The organism is Micromonospora sp. MA102, from assembly GCF_025460765.1.
Lineage (GTDB): Bacteria > Actinomycetota > Actinomycetes > Mycobacteriales > Micromonosporaceae > Micromonospora > Micromonospora halotolerans.
Map to the genome: position 1 here is coordinate 388,442 of NZ_JAMWEG010000004.1, position 13,942 is coordinate 402,383.

16 protein-coding genes are annotated in these 13,942 nt (G+C 72.3%); 3 read left to right on the forward strand and 13 right to left on the reverse strand.

Annotated features, from left to right (window positions below):
* Positions 1-33 precede the first annotated feature (33 nt).
* Positions 34-1,056: a class II fructose-bisphosphate aldolase gene (gene fbaA / locus NFX44_RS11700; RefSeq protein ID WP_262283516.1), complete on the reverse strand. Its 1,023-nt coding sequence runs from the start codon at positions 1,054-1,056 to the stop codon at positions 34-36.
* A 131-nt stretch (positions 1,057-1,187) separates the two neighbouring features.
* Entirely contained in the window at positions 1,188-1,571 is a 384-nt protein-coding gene (locus NFX44_RS11705) for a phage holin family protein (RefSeq protein WP_262283517.1), read from the reverse strand.
* Between the two features lie 138 nt (positions 1,572-1,709).
* Here NFX44_RS11705 and NFX44_RS11710 point away from each other — a divergent pair, with 138 nt between their 5' ends.
* Positions 1,710-1,922 (forward strand): hypothetical protein, encoded by a 213-nt coding sequence (locus tag NFX44_RS11710; RefSeq protein ID WP_262283518.1) that lies wholly within the window; start codon positions 1,710-1,712, stop codon positions 1,920-1,922.
* A 33-nt stretch (positions 1,923-1,955) separates the two neighbouring features.
* Here the strand turns inward: NFX44_RS11710 and NFX44_RS11715 are convergent, their stop codons facing one another.
* Together NFX44_RS11715 and NFX44_RS11720 are read right to left on the reverse strand one after the other, a co-directional pair.
* Entirely contained in the window at positions 1,956-3,008 is a 1,053-nt protein-coding gene (locus NFX44_RS11715) for an LCP family protein (RefSeq protein WP_262283519.1), read from the reverse strand.
* On the reverse strand, positions 3,008-3,490 hold the full coding sequence (locus tag NFX44_RS11720; protein WP_262283520.1) for a SigE family RNA polymerase sigma factor: 483 nt from the start codon (positions 3,488-3,490) through the stop codon (positions 3,008-3,010). The genes NFX44_RS11715 and NFX44_RS11720 overlap by 1 nt, the downstream gene beginning before the upstream one ends.
* A 180-nt stretch (positions 3,491-3,670) precedes the next feature.
* Between NFX44_RS11720 and NFX44_RS11725 the strand changes: the two genes are divergently transcribed.
* Together NFX44_RS11725 and NFX44_RS11730 are read left to right on the forward strand one after the other, a co-directional pair.
* On the forward strand, positions 3,671-5,263 hold the full coding sequence (locus tag NFX44_RS11725) for an LPXTG cell wall anchor domain-containing protein (RefSeq protein ID WP_262283521.1): 1,593 nt from the start codon (positions 3,671-3,673) through the stop codon (positions 5,261-5,263).
* A 183-nt stretch (positions 5,264-5,446) separates the two neighbouring features.
* Positions 5,447-6,232 (forward strand): DedA family protein, encoded by a 786-nt coding sequence (locus NFX44_RS11730; protein ID WP_262283578.1) that lies wholly within the window; start codon positions 5,447-5,449, stop codon positions 6,230-6,232.
* A gap of 182 nt (positions 6,233-6,414) precedes the next feature.
* On the opposite strand, the gene NFX44_RS11735 is transcribed toward NFX44_RS11730, so the two are convergent.
* From NFX44_RS11735 to NFX44_RS11775, 9 genes are all read right to left on the reverse strand, one after another.
* Complete coding sequence (locus NFX44_RS11735) at positions 6,415-6,792, reverse strand: helix-turn-helix transcriptional regulator (RefSeq protein ID WP_076468717.1); 378 nt, start codon at positions 6,790-6,792, stop codon at positions 6,415-6,417.
* 57 nt (positions 6,793-6,849) lie between these two features.
* Positions 6,850-7,389: an orotate phosphoribosyltransferase gene (gene pyrE, locus NFX44_RS11740; protein ID WP_262283522.1), complete on the reverse strand. Its 540-nt coding sequence runs from the start codon at positions 7,387-7,389 to the stop codon at positions 6,850-6,852.
* A gap of 166 nt (positions 7,390-7,555) precedes the next feature.
* Entirely contained in the window at positions 7,556-8,365 is an 810-nt protein-coding gene (locus NFX44_RS11745) for an SDR family oxidoreductase (protein ID WP_262283523.1), read from the reverse strand.
* The gene (locus NFX44_RS11750) at positions 8,362-9,174 is read right to left on the reverse strand and encodes a hypothetical protein (protein WP_262283524.1); all 813 of its coding nucleotides are present in this window, start codon (positions 9,172-9,174) and stop codon (positions 8,362-8,364) included. The genes NFX44_RS11745 and NFX44_RS11750 overlap by 4 nt, the downstream gene beginning before the upstream one ends.
* 72 nt (positions 9,175-9,246) lie before the next feature.
* Complete coding sequence (locus NFX44_RS11755) at positions 9,247-9,990, reverse strand: hypothetical protein (RefSeq protein WP_262283525.1); 744 nt, start codon at positions 9,988-9,990, stop codon at positions 9,247-9,249.
* A gap of 70 nt (positions 9,991-10,060) precedes the next feature.
* On the reverse strand, positions 10,061-11,089 hold the full coding sequence (locus tag NFX44_RS11760) for a hypothetical protein (protein ID WP_262283526.1): 1,029 nt from the start codon (positions 11,087-11,089) through the stop codon (positions 10,061-10,063).
* A 10-nt stretch (positions 11,090-11,099) separates the two neighbouring features.
* The gene (locus tag NFX44_RS11765; RefSeq protein ID WP_262283527.1) at positions 11,100-12,668 is read right to left on the reverse strand and encodes a polyamine aminopropyltransferase; all 1,569 of its coding nucleotides are present in this window, start codon (positions 12,666-12,668) and stop codon (positions 11,100-11,102) included.
* Entirely contained in the window at positions 12,665-13,492 is an 828-nt protein-coding gene (locus NFX44_RS11770) for a hypothetical protein (RefSeq protein ID WP_262283528.1), read from the reverse strand. Before NFX44_RS11770 ends, NFX44_RS11765 begins: the two co-directional genes overlap by 4 nt.
* On the reverse strand, positions 13,492-13,914 hold the full coding sequence (locus tag NFX44_RS11775; RefSeq protein WP_262283529.1) for a DUF350 domain-containing protein: 423 nt from the start codon (positions 13,912-13,914) through the stop codon (positions 13,492-13,494). Before NFX44_RS11775 ends, NFX44_RS11770 begins: the two co-directional genes overlap by 1 nt.
* Positions 13,915-13,942 lie beyond the last annotated feature (28 nt).

A 13,942-nucleotide genomic window follows, 5' to 3' on the forward strand; every position in this document is an offset into this window, starting at 1 on the left:
CGACGACAGGGGGCCCCTCCTCAGCAGGTCAGGTCACTTCATCCTGGTGCCGGTGGAGCGCAGGTGCTCGCAGGCCTCGACCACGCGGGCGGCCATGCCGGCCTCGGCGGCCTTGCCCCAGACGCGCGGGTCGTACATCTTCTTGTTGCCGACCTCGCCGTCGACCTTCAGCACGCCGTCGTAGTTGCGGAACATGTGGTCCGCGACCGGCCGGGTGAAGGTGTACTGGGTGTCGGTGTCGATGTTCATCTTCACCACGCCGTAGTCCAGCGCCTCGCGGATCTCGGACAGCAGCGAGCCGGAACCGCCGTGGAACACCAGGCTGAGCGGCTTGTCCTTGCCGTACTTGGCGCCCACGGCCACCTGGATGTCGTGCAGCACCGCAGGGCGGAGCTTGACGTTGCCCGGCTTGTAGACGCCGTGCACGTTGCCGAAGGTCAGCGCCGCCATGTAGCGGCCCTTCTCGCCGAGGCCGAGCGCGTCGACCATGGCCAGGCCGTCCTCGACGGTGGTGTAGAGCTTCTCGTTGATGGCGTTCTCGACGCCGTCCTCCTCGCCGCCGACGACGCCGACCTCGATCTCAAGGACGATCTTGCCCTTGGCGGCCTCGGTGAGCAGCTGCTCGGCGATCTCGAGGTTCTCGGCCACCGGCACCGCCGAGCCGTCCCACATGTGCGACTGGAAGAGCGGCTCCTGGCCGTTCTTCACCCGCTCCTGCGAGATGGCCATCAGCGGGCGGACGAACTTGTCCAGCTTGTCCTTCGGGCAGTGGTCGGTGTGCAGCGCGATGTTCACCGGGTACTTCTTGGCCACCTCGTGCGCGTACGCCGCGAACGCCACCGCGCCGGTCACCATGTCCTTGACGGACGGCCCGGACAGGTACTCCGCGCCACCGGTCGAGACCTGGATGATGCCGTCGCTCTCCGCGTCGGCGAAGCCCTTGAGCGCCGCGTTCAGCGTCTGCGAGGAGGTCACGTTGATCGCGGGGTACGCGTACCGGCCGGCCTTGGCCCGGTCCAGCATCTCCGCGTAAGCCTCGGGGGAAGCGATGGGCATGTCGAACGCTCCTTACTTACCGCTCTCGGCCGTGCAGGCCGCTGTCTTCCTTGGGTGCGCCGGACCGCGCTGTCCACCGCCGGAAGTATCCCGTAGGAGCGCGCGGCGGACACAACCGACCCGGGAACCGCTCACCGCTTCCCCAGCCTGTCCGGCACCACGACGCTGATCAGCCAGCTCACCACCGCCATCACGATGGCGCCCCAGAAGGCCGCCCAGAAGCCGTCCACGTGGAACGGCAGATCCAGCCCGCGGGCGATCCAGTCGGTGAGCAGGAACAGCAGGGCGTTGACCACGAGCGCGAACAGACCGAGTGTGAGCAGGTAGAACACGCAGCCGAACACCTTGATGACCGGCTTCAGCACGGCGTTGACCACGCCGAAGATGAGCGCCACCACGACCAGGGTGAACGCCGTGTTCGCCCCGTTGCGGCCGGTCACCTCCACGCCGGGCACAATGAGCGTGGTGATCCACAGTGCGATCGCGGTTATCGCCAGCCGGATCAGGAACCCCACGCCATCATCCTGGCACCGGGTGCTCGCCCCGGAGGGGACAATCGCCGACTCCACCGTTCCACCCGCTCCCGAGCGGGGACCCGGGTCAGCCCGTACGGTGTGGTGGGAACTGCCCGCACCGAGATCCAGGGAGGGAAGATGGGTCAGCCCGACGAGGACTTCGCCCCGAGCGACCACCTCGCTCCGGAGGAGCGGGACCTGGAGGCGGAGCCGGCCGACGCGGTCGAGCAGGCTGCGGCGGTCACCCCCGACGACGCCGACGGCGAGCCGCACCGGGGGCTGGAGGTCGGCGACTGGGATGCCATGGAACAGGCCCGGGTGGTCACCGCCGACGAGGACGACTACCGCTGAGCCAGGCGGGCGGGGCCGGCGGCCCCGCCCGCGTCAGCGCAGCGCGGTGACCTGCTTCGGGTACGCGGCCGTCCACTCACCGAGCCGGTCGCCCCGCAGCGCGTCGAGGAAGCCCGGTGCCAGGGCGGGGTCGAGGCGGAACCCGAACGGTTCCTTCTCCGTGTAGCGGACCGGCAGGCCGACCACGACCGGATCGACGGTGGCCGCCTTCCCGGCCACGGAGAGCAGCGTCAGCAGGGACGTCTCACCGGTGTCGGTCACCAGGCCCGAACCGGCCTGCGAGACCAACCGGTTGAGCAGCACCGGGTTGGTCAGCACCCCCTCCTCCCGGATCCGGGTGAGCAGTCCGGCCGCGTACCGGCCGGCGTTGCGGTCCCGGTCCAGTCCGCCGTCCCGAAGGCCGTAGCGCTGCCGCAGCAGGTCCACCGCCGCGGTGCCGTCGAGCTGCTGGCAGCCGGCCGGGAACCGCCGCCCGGTGTGCACCGAGCGCACCGCCGCCGGCAGGCAGACCGGCACGCGGCCGACCGCGTCGGTGAGCTCCCGGGTCGCCCGGTAGGTGAGCACCGCGCCGGCGTCGATCCGTAGGCCGGTGAGCTGGGCGACCACCTGCCGGGTCGACTGGTATCCGGCGGCCAGGTCCGTTCCGGCCGGCCCGGCGCCGGCGGTGAAGGACGCGTTGAGTTTCTCGGTCCCCCGGCCGGAGAGGGGCACCAGCAGGTCGCGCGGGAGCGAGACCAGGTAGAGCCGGCTGCGGTCCGCCGGCACGTGCACCAGCAGCACGGAGTCGGCGCGCCGCCCCCCGCCGGCCTGGTCCAGGCCGAGGAGCAGCACGTTCAGCGCCCCGCTGGGTGGCGGGGTCGCCGGCGCGCCGAGCTGGTTCGCGGTCTCCGGCGGTCGCGGCGCGATCGCCGTGAAGCCGGCCAGGGCGGCGGCCACCACCGCCAGCGCCGTGCCGGCGAGCCGGAGCCGGAGCCGCCGGCGCCGGCGGCGGACCACGGCCCGGTCGATGGCGAGCCGGACCGGGCCGACCGCCGGGGTCAACTCCTCGCACCGCGCGAAAGCGGTTCGCAGGTCGTCCTCGATCATCAGCAGACCTCCACGTACTCGGCTCGGAGGGTGGCCAGGGCGCGGGAGATGCAGGAGCGGACGGTGCCGACGGCACAGCCGAGGATCTCCGCGATCTCCGCGTCGGGCAGGTCCTCGTAGTAGCGCAGCACCAGCGTGGCCCGCTGCCGCCGGGGCAGCCGCGACAACCAGGACCAGAGCTGGTCGCGGTCCACCGCGGACTGCGCGTGGTCGGTCGGGGCCGGCACCCCCTCGTCCGGTTCGCCGCGCAGCAGCACCCGGCGCGCCCACGAGCCGCGCCGCCAGTCGATGAACTGGTTGGTGAGCATCCGGCGCACGTACCGCTCCGGCGCGTCGCTGCGGGCTACCCGGCGCCAGTTGAGCTGGACCCGGACCATGGTGTCCTGCACCAGGTCCTGGGCCTGGTGCGGATCCCCGGTCAGCATGACCGCGTACCGCAGCAGGGCGCCCAGCCGCGCGTCGGCGAACTCCTCGTACGTCACTGCACCTCCCGGTGTCCCGCCCTGTTGACGGGTACGGGCCGGCGGAACATTGCACCACCGCCGATCAACCGTTCGGTCAATATCTGCCGTCCGGCGTCACCCGGGACAGCGCGGCGACTTAAGGGTTCTTTAAGCTCCACGGGCTCCACCTGATCAACCCCCCACGGAGGAACCCCCACCATGTTCACCAACTCCACCCGGCGCTGGCTCGCCGGGTTGGGCGTCGCAGGCGCGTTCGTCGCCGCCTCCGCCACTCCCGCCGTCGCCGGCGAATCCCAGATCAAGCTGGGCCTCTACTTCAGCGACACCACGATCGCCACGAACTCCGACGGCAAGATCGGGGACACCAGGATCTTCAGCTCCGCCCCGACCGTGCTGCACGACGTCGCCATTCGCTACGACTTCTCCGACCTGGCCGGCAAGGTGACCGTCGGCGAGGAATCTGGCAGCTACTGCAGCACGCCGTCGGAGTACGTACTGCTCTGCACCAACCCGTTCGACGTCGAGGTCTACGAGTGGGGCTCGACCGGCTTCTTCGACGTGCAGCTCAAGACCACCAGCAAGGCGAAGGACGGTGACGCCGGGACGCTGAAGGTCACCATGACCGCGGCCGGCCAGGACCCGATCTCGCACGACGCGAAGATCCGGGTCGGCGAGGGTGTCGACCTGGCCGCCGGTCCGGAGACCACGACGTCGGCCGCCCCCGGTAAGAGCTTCACCGCTCCGGCGACGGTCAGCAACGCGGGCGAGACCGCCGCCAAGGGTGCCGTCGCGATCTTCTTCAACGACTACGGCATGAACGCGGCCAAGCACTTCAGCAACTGCACGTACGTGGGCGACGAGCTGCGCACCTGCACGTTCGACGAGGAACTGGCCGCGGGCAGCACCTTCAGTGCCTCGCTGCCGTACACCCTCGGCGCGGACACCTACGCCCCGAGCGCCAAGTACGGCGAGATCATCTGGATGACCCCGGCCGAGTTCGAGGACTTCCAGAACGACATGGACTTCTACGAGGAGACCATCGGTAAGCCGGGCACCGACGGCGAGCTGGCCCTCACCCAGGTCCCCGGCAAGGCGGCCGCCCAGGGCTTCCAGGCCGACCGGCAGCCGGACAACAACGGCACGATCGTCACGGTGAAGGCGACCGGCGAGAACGGCACCGATCTCGAGGCGCTCGGCACCTCGGTCACCGGCGCGGCCGGCGCCACGGTGAAGGCGACCTTCGGGCTGCGCAACAACGGCCCGGCGACTCTCGACCACAACCGGGCGGGCAGCTCCGTCACCTACCTGACCTTCGACGTGCCGCAGGGCACGACGGCGGTCGCGGTTCCGGAGAACTGCATCACCAGGAACGGCGACGAGTGGGGCGAGCCGGGCCAGCCGGGCCAGCGCAACTACTTCTGCTACTTCGGGACGGTGCTGAAGGCCGGCGACTCGGAGATGCTGGACTTCTCGCTCCGGATCGACAAGGTGATCGCCAACGCGACCGGGCCGGTGAAGATCAATGCCACCTGCCAGTGCGATGGCGGCTTCACCCGTGACCTGAAGCCGGCCAACGACACCGCCAAGGTCGTGGTGAACGCCGCGCCGGGCGGCGACGGCGGCCAGGGTGGCGACGGCGGCCAGGGTGGCGGTGGCGAGGGTGACGGCGGCACGCTGCCGATCACCGGTTCCTCCACCGCTCTGATCGCCGGCGTCGGCGCGCTCCTGCTCGCCGCCGGCGCGGCCGGCTACGTGGTGTCCCGCCGCCGCAAGACCCGCTTCGTCGCCTGACAAGAGCACCAGAAAGGTGCCCCGCCACCCACCCAGGGAGGCGGGGCACCTTCGTCTCCCGGTCACCCGGACTGGCCGCCGGGCCGGTCGACTCGCGGCGGTGACCCGTACGCCCGGTCCGGCGAACCACCGGACCCGGCCCGGGTACCCTTTGTGGCCGTGGACACAGCAGAGAAGACCCGGATGCTCTCCGAGAGCGTGGCTTTGAACCCGCTCGACCCGAAGGAACTCATCCACACCTTCGGGATGGTCGGCGTGTGGGCGATCCTCTTCGCCGAGACCGGCCTGCTGGTCGGCTTCTTCTTCCCGGGCGACTCGCTGCTCTTCCTGGCCGGGGTGGCCGCCTCGCCGGTGGCCGACGCGATCTTCGGCGACGGCACCCGGCTCTCGCTGGCCGGTCTGCTGATCGGCGGCCCGCTCTGCGCGATCGCCGGCGCCCAGCTCGGGCACTGGCTGGGCGGGCGCTACGGCAAGCGGATGTTCGACCGCCCCAACTCCCGGCTGTTCAAGCGGGAGTACGTCGAGAAGGCCGAGTACTACTTCCAGAAGTTCGGCCCGGCGAAGGCCGTGGTGCTGGCCCGGTTCATCCCGATCGTGCGGACGTTCCTCAACCCGGTGGCCGGCGTGCTCGGCATGCCCGCCCGGCAGTTCCTCCTGTGGAACGTGGTCGGGGCGATCCTCTGGGTGGACGGCATCCTGCTGATCGGCTACCTGCTGGCCCACCAGATCTACGACGCGATCGGCGACAAGATCGACCGGTACATCCTGCCGGTGGTGGCGATCATCGTCCTGATCTCGGTGCTGCCGATCGTCTTCGAGTTCCTCCGCGACCGGCGGGCGCGCAAGCGCGGTGAGGCGGTCGCGGTGGTCGCCGCGGCCAGCGCGGCGGGCGCGGTGGACGCGGTCCGGGACGCCATCGACGGCGACGACGACCAGCAGCACCGGCGCGGCGGCCAGCACCGCCGCTGACCCCGGACACACCGAAGGCCGGCCCCCTCGTGGGGGCCGGCCTTCGACTACGACCTGTCGACCTGCGGGTGGCACGGATGACGGGAGCCGTCACCGTCCGGTGGTGGCGCCACCCCTGGCACGCCACCCATCGCCGCCGCACTCAGTGCGGGCGGCCACCCCGGACCCGAACACGTCCGGATTCAGCGGGCCTTCTTGGTGGCCCGCTTCCGCGGCGGGGTCAGCAGATCCGCGATCGTGGCGATCGCGGTCGGCACCAGCCGGTAGTACGCCCAGACACCGCGCTTCTCCCGCTCCAGCAAGCCGGCCTCGGTGAGGATGCGCAGGTGGTGGCTGACCGTCGGCTGCGAGAGGCCGAGCGGCGCGGTGAGGTCACACACGCACGCCTCCCCCTCGGGAGCCGACTGGATCAGGCTGAGCAGCCGCAGCCGGGCGGGGTCCGCGAGGGCCTTGAGGACCCCCGCGAGCCGCTCGGCGTCGGCACGTTCGATCGGCTCGCCGGCAAGCGGCGAGATCTGAGGCATGGTCATTTCAGCCAACGCAGTTCCCACGTTTTCCATCCTTCCACCAGCAGCATCGATCCGCCTGCATATCAGCAGATCCGAATCGGCAGACTTTTACGCCACAAGGCCGAGGTCAGCCAACGTATAGGCCGCCCGATAAGGCAGTCCGGCGGCTCGCACCGCGTCGCCGGCACCTCGATCAACAATAACCGCCACACCCACCACCTCGGCCCCGGCCTCACGCAACGCCTCGACGGCGGTCAACACGCTGCCGCCCGTCGTCGAGGTGTCCTCGACCGCCAGGACCCGGCGGCCGGCCACGTCCGGCCCCTCGATCCGGCGCTGGAGGCCGTGCGCCTTGCCCGCCTTGCGGACCACGAAGGCGTCCACCGGGCGGTCGCTCCCGGCAGCCGCGTGCAGCATCGCGGTGGCCACCGGATCGGCCCCGAGGGTCAGCCCGCCCACCGCGTCGTAGGCCCAGTCGGCGGTGAGGTCGCACATCACCCGGCCGATCAACGGCGCCGCCCGGTGATGGAGCGTGACGCGACGCAGATCGACGTACCAGTCCGCCTCCCGACCCGACGAGAGCACCACCCGGCCGTGGACCACAGCCAGGTCAGTGATGAATTTACGCAGGTCGTCGTGGTCCCCCATGGCGATAGAGGGTACTTCGCAAGTCTGGGAGCCGAGCGTGGGGTCCACCCGGGTCAACCCTGCGGGCGACCGACGGGTGGCGACAGCCGACTACGCTGTGCGACCGTCCATCCCGGTCGGCGGGCGGGCATCCCGGCGACGGGACCTCCGCCGGGCCGGCCCGTGGTCAGCCGCCGGGGCGGCCGACCCGCCCGCGGGTGTCCCGCGAGACGCCGCGCAGCAGCCGCCGGGGCGCGTGTCGGAGCCCGGCCACGGCCAGCTTGTACTTCCAGCTCGGCACGCTCACCAGCTTGCCTTTGCGCAGGTCACGCAGCCCTTCGTCGACCACGTCCTCGGCCCGCAGCCACATCCACGCCGGGGTGCGCGACATGTCGATGCCAGCCCGCTCGTGGTAGCCGGTGCGGGTGTAGCCGGGGCAGAGCGCCATCACGCGTACGCCGAGCGGGGCGACTGACTGGCCGATCGATTCACTGAAATTCGTCACCCAGGCCTTGCTGGCCGAGTAGGTCGATCCCGGCATGGGGACACCGAAGCCGGCAACGGAAGAGACATTTATCACTGCCCCGTGGCCGCGCTCGGTCATCGGACCGAGGGCCGCGTGGGTCAGCCGCAGCACGGCCAGCACGTTGAGCCGGACCAGTCGGGCCTCGTCGGCGACGGCCGACCTGACGAACGGGGTGTTGAGGCTGATTCCCGCGTTGTTCACGAGAAGGTCCACCGGCGGCTCGGCGGTCAGCCGGCCCTCCACGGCGGCGCAGCCGTCGTCGGTGGACAGATCCGCGGCGAGGGTCTCGACCCGGTGGCCGTGCCGGCCGGTCAGCTCGGCGGCCAGGCCGTCGAGCCGGCCCGCGTCCCGGGCCACCAGGACGAGGTCCCAGCCGTCGGCGGCGAGCCGGCGGGCGAACGCCTCGCCGATGCCCAGGCTGGCGCCGGTGATCAGGGCCCGGCGCGGTGCGGGGGATGGTGCGTCGGTCACGGGCGGTCCTCGGGGGGTGGGGTCGGCCCGGGCGGGGCCGACGGCGGCGGGGTCGGGGGCGTGCCGGGCGGGGGCGGCACCGGTCCGGCCGGCGGCCCCCAGGGCGAGGAGTGCCCGTGGGCCGGGGCGGGGGCACCGGGTCCCGAGGCGGGCGGACCGGCCGGCGGGAAGGGCGGCGGGCCGTACCCCGGACCGGCCGGGACCGGAGCGGCCGGCGGAGTCGGCCCGGCCGGCGGGCGCGGCGCGCGGCGGTGGAGGAAGGCCCCGGCCGACGGCAGGGTGAGCAGCGCGGCCACCACCAGGTAGCCGAGGATCTGCGCCACCGACAGCGCCGCGTTCACCGGGATCCACCAGCCCGGGTAGGCGTCGCCGACCAGGGCCAGCAGGTCGGCGGTGACCCGGTCGTCGGCACCGAGCCGCAGCGGCGCCGTCCGCTGCCCGACCAGCACCGCCAGGCCACAGCAGCCGCAGAACAGCCCCAGCCCGGCGACCACCCAGGTGGCCACCCGGGCGCCGGCGCGTCCGGCGAGCAGCCCGAGGGCCAGCCCGACGAGCAGCAGCGCGACCAGCACGCCGAGCACCGCGGAGAGCACCGTCGAGGCGCGCAGCAGCGACGCCACCCCGTCGATCTCGCCGACGCCCGCGTCGGTCGCCCGAGCCGCCTCCCGGAAGCGGTCCACCGTGCCCGCCGTGACGAGCAGGTTGGTGACCGCGTACGCCACGGCGCCCACCGCCATCAGCAGCAGCAGCGCCGCCGCCGAGACCACCGCGCCCGGCCGGCGGGGCGGTGCCTCATGGGGGTACGACACGACGAATCCCTCCGGTAGGCGTCGGCTTGCAACCTACTCGGAGGGATCGTCGGCGTCGCTCTTATCCGGACGTCAACTTGCCGTCGGCGGCTCGCCGTCCCGGCGCTCCCCGGACTCCGGCGGAGGACCGGCCTGGCCCGGCTGCCCGGGAGCCGACTGGCCGGGATAGCCGGGGGTGGCCGGGTAGCCCGGGGCCTGCGGGTAGCCGGGCTCCGCCGGGTAGGCGGCACCCGGGACCGGGGGCTCCCAGCCCTGCTTCGGCTTGCGGAAGAACTCGTTGGCCCTGGGCAGCGCCAGCAGGATCAGCGCGGCCAGCAGCGAGATCAGCCCGAGCACCCCGAGCGCCGTGCTCAGCGGCTGGTACCAGGACGGCAGGGCGTCGTTCAGGCTGCGCTGGATCTCGTCGGCGGAGGGCGCGTCGCCGCCCCCGGTGTTGCCACCGACGGCCCCGGTGGCGCCGCTGATCAGGCTGCCACCGAGGCAGCAGATGAGAATGCCGCCCAGCACCCAGGTGGTGATCCGGGTGCCGTTCTTTCCCCGGTTGTTGAACAGGCCCAGGACGACCAGGGCCAGCGCGAGGACGAGCAGCAGGACGGCGGTCCCGATGGTGAACGCGACGACGAACGTGCCGACGTCCTGGGCACCCGTCGTCCTGCCCTCGAACGCCCGCTCGAAGCCCTCCTTCAATCGGCTGCTGACGGCGACGGTCGCGATCAGACCGATCAACTGGGTGAGCGCGAAGAGCAGCAGCAGATAGAAGGATGCCGCCACCACGCCCGGACGCGCTCGGCCCGGCGCCGGGGAGGAATCGGTCATTGACTCTCTCCTTCTCTAGATCAGGCCCACACAGTAGCGGCCCCGACCCATCGATGCCGCGCGCCGAAGGTCAGCTCGTGGGCCCCTCCCCGGCCTCCCGCTGCAGCCGGCGGTACTCGGCGGTCACCACCGCGAGCAGGAAAAGATCCACGCCGAGCGCGAAGACCGCGCCGAACTGGTTGACCGTGAAGCTGAAGATCTGCCCGAACAGCAGGTCCACGAGGAGCGCGAGCTTGAACAGCCGGAAGGCCCGGATCTGGTCGCTGGGCAGCAGCAGGGCGCCACGGATGCTCAGCACCGCGGTGATCAGCGCGGAGACCGAAACGCCGAGCAGCGCACCCCATTCGTCCTGGTCGGGCAGTTGGCCGGTGATCGCGTCGAGCAGGACCCGCAGCACGACGACGAACGGCTCGCCGACCACGTAGAGCACCACCAGGGACACCACCCAGCGGTGCGTCGTGATCCAGACCAGGGCGCGGCGGGCCAGGCCGACCCAGCGATGCCAGAACCGGGGCGCGGGAGTCGCCCGCCGGGGCACCACGTCCAGCAGCCGGGTGACCGCCTCCTCGACCTCCGGGCCGCAGCCCTGGACCATGCGCAGCACCGCCGCCCGGCGCCGGGCCGTGAGGCCGGTGGTGAGACCCCCGACGACGGTGTACAGGGCGTTCGCCGTGCGCTCCGGGCCGGAGAGCCGGGTCCGGCCGCGCAGCGCCTGGGTGAGCACGACCAGCAGGGCGAAGGCGACGTAGATGATGCTGGCGGCCGGGGCGTAGAAGTAGTCCGTTCCGGCGGTGACGAACTTGCCGACCTCGTCGATGAAGAGCCCGAAGCCCATCCCGCCCAGGATCGCGCCCAGGACGCGCGCCGCGCTGCCCAGGAAGATGAGCCCCACCGCGAGGCCGGCGGTCATCAGCAGGCCACCCCAGAGCACGTGCGCGATGTGCAGCCCGCCGCCGCCGAGCTGCGGAAACCCGGTCGCCCGGAGGTAAGCCCGGGTGAGCAGCACGGTCACCACCCCGGACAGCACGAACGCCTGAAGGTACGACGGCGCCTCCAGTGCCCGGGGCGGCCTCGACCAACGGGAGGGACGGGCGGGCATGGCTACGACGCTAGTAGCCGCGCCACTCCACGCGGGCGTACTCCAGCACCCTGGGCTGCAGCAACGTCGAGGCGGGCACGTCCACCCGGGCCCGGTCGGCGGGGAAGGTGGCCGCCGCGGCGAGCACCGGCGGGGTGAGGAAGCGCAGCGGCGGCGCGTCGGCGGGCAGCCCCAGCTCGGGTGCCGTGCCGCCCGGCGCGGCGAGCACGAAGCCCCAGTCGCCGAAGCTCGGCACGTCCACGTGGTACGGCACGGTGGCGAAACCCGCCTCCCGGATCGACCGCTCGATCGACCAGTACGACCGGGGCGCGAAGTACGGCGAGCCGGACTGCACCACGAGCCGACCGCCGGGGGCCAACGCCGGCCGGATCAGCGCGTAGAACTCGACCGTGTAGAGCTTGGCGGTGGCCGTCTCGTCCGGGTCGGGCAGGTCGGCGATCACGACGTCGAAGCGTTCCGTGGCGGTCCGCAGCCAGCCGAACGCGTCGACGTTCAGCACCCGGACCCGGGGGTCGGCGAGCGAGCGGTGGTTGAGGTCCCGCAGCTGCGGCTCGGTACGGGCCAGCCGCACCACGGCCGGGTCGAGGTCGACCAGGGTCACCTGGCGCACGTCCGGGTACTTGAGGATCTCCCGCAACGCCAGCCCGTCCCCGGCGCCCAGCACCAGCACGTCGCCGTGCGGCCCGCGCATCGCCGGGTGGACCAGCGACTCGTGGTAGCGGTACTCGTCGACCGAGCTGAACTGGAGGTCGCCGTTGAGGAACAGCCGCAGGTCGGTGTCGGCGTGGCCGACCTCGCGCACCGACCGGGTCAGCACGATCTCCTGGTAGCGGCTGCGCTCGGCGTGCACCACCGGGTCGCGGTAGAGCTGCTGCCGTGCGGTCACCTCGAAGTCGTGCGCGGTGACCCAGGCGTACCCCAGGCAGAGTGCGACCACGACGGCGCCGGCGCCGAGCGCGACCCGGGACCGGCGGCCGAGGTCGGCGCGGAAGACCGTGCAGACCAGGGCGAGGCCGGCCACGGCGTTCACCGCACCCACCACGAGGGCGCCCTTGAGCTGGCCGAAGACGGGCATCAGCAGGAACGGGAAGGCCAGCCCGCCGAGCAGCGCGCCGACGTAGTCGGCGGCGAAGAGGTCGGCCACGGCGCTGCCCGCGGACTGCTCCCGGATGCGTTGCAGCAGCACCATGAGCAGCGGGATCTCGGCGCCGATCAGCAGGCCCAGCACGAACGCCGTGCCGACCAGCGCCGGCCCGTAGAGGTCGAGCCAGGCGAACGCGGCGTAGAGGCCGAGCACGGAGAGGCCGCCGAGCAGGGCCAGGGCCAGCTCGATCGCGGCGAACGCGGCCGCCGCCCGGGGCTGGAACGGCTTCGCGACCAGCGCGCCGACGCCCATCGCGAAGACCATCACGCCGAGCACGATCGACGCCTGGCCGACCGTGTCGCCGATCAGGTAGCTGCCGAGCGCGACCAGGGCCAGCTCGTACACCAGGCCGCAGGCCGCGCAGACGAAGACCGCGAGCAGGACCGCCGCGCGGGCCGGGCGCCACCGCGGCCGTGCCGGCGCGTCGGTGGTCATGCCTTCTCCCGGGTACGCCCGGCGGCGCCCGCCCCGGCGCGCTGCGCGGGCACGCCCACCCGGCGCTTGCCACCACTCCGGCTCGGCGCGTCTGGCGCCGCGCCGCGACCCGGAGCAGTCGTCCGCCTGCGCTGCACCGCGCCCACGGTGACGAAGAGCGCGGCGAGCAGGAGCAGCCCGACGGTGGCGAGCAGCCAGCCCCACCGGTCCCGCAGGTAGTCGCTGCCGGCGTCGGGCAGCGGGGACGGGCTGGCCGCCGCCGCTACCGGGGAGTCGGCGGGCTCGGCAAGGCCGGCCTCGACGGCGAGCAGCGGCAGCATGACCGCGGCCCGGGTGACCGCCCAACCGGGGTCGTCGACGAAGACGTCCTCGGTGAGCCCGAGCCGCTCCAGCCCGCTCTCCATCTGCCGCAGGTCGGCGGAGTCGAGGTCCGGGGAGCCGGTCACCGCGATCCGCGCGAAGTCGTTGCTCTCACTGCTCTCCGAGACGTAGCCGATGTTGGCCGTCACCTGCACCCAACGCGGGCAGGCCGGGTTCTCCTCGACCGCGACCCCGTCGCCCAGGTTGGAGCCGACGTTGCGCGGGGCGGCACCGTAGTCGTAGTAGTCCACCAGCTCCCAGCCGTAGCAGAGGCCCTGCTCGGCGCTGCTGCGCTGGAGGATCGCCACGCTGTCGGCGCGTTCGTCGGCGGCCGGCGCCGGCACCGTGGTGTCCCCACCGGTGTGGAGCACCCCCACCACCACGCAGCCGGCGACGACCAGGGCGACGGCCAGCCAGGCGACCCAGGCGGTCTTCTTCCTCGCCGCCCGCTTGCCGGCTGTCATCAGCTGATGGCGGCGGCGATGATCGCGCCGGTCGCCAGGTGCACGACTGCGGAGACCCAGACCGCGGGGTGCGGCTCCGGGTCGACCAGGATCTCGCCGAGCTTGCCCGGGGTGGCCATGTCCAGCAGCAGGAACGACGCGGCCATGATGACCAGCCCGAGGATGCCGTACGCGGCAGCGCCCACCAGCCCGAGCGCGAAGTCGTCCGCGCTGGCGGCGATCGCGGCCACCACGATGATGCCCACGCCGGCCAGGTTCGAGGCGAGCAGCAGCGCGGCGTTGCGGTTGCGCTCGGCCCAGATCAGCTCGTGCAGCTTGCCCGGAGTGGCGACGTCGACCAGCACGTAGCCGATGGCCATCAGGGCGACGCCGACCACGCCGTAGGCCAGCGTGACGAGCAGGTCGGTCAGCAGGGTCTGCACAGGGGACTCCAGGATTCGTCGGGAGGGG